Here is a 256-nt window from a genome sequence, read left to right as displayed (position 1 = left end):
AGGTCTGTAGCTCAGCTGGTTAGAGCGCACCCCTGATAAGGGTGAGGTCGGCAGTTCAAGTCTGCCCAGACCTACCAATACTTCTTCAGAAGAACAAGAGACCAAACTCAAACTGTCTTACGAGATATTTTAAGTTTGGTTTTTTAAACCAAGTTTTTAGCCGAATGAGCGCTAAAATCTACTTCTTTAACAATTTGGAAAGCTGATATAAATACCCGATGTTTACGGTGTCGCGCTGTAAACATCAAAACGATAA

1 tRNA gene is annotated in these 256 nt (G+C 41.0%); it reads left to right on the top strand.

The window, feature by feature from the left end:
* Positions 1-77: transfer RNA gene (locus tag ACSLUK_RS20075), tRNA-Ile, on the top strand.
* Positions 78-256 lie beyond the last annotated feature (179 nt).

The sequence above is a fragment of the Thalassotalea fusca genome (genome assembly GCF_053485835.1).
This window is presented reverse-complemented; position numbering and strand designations above follow the sequence as displayed.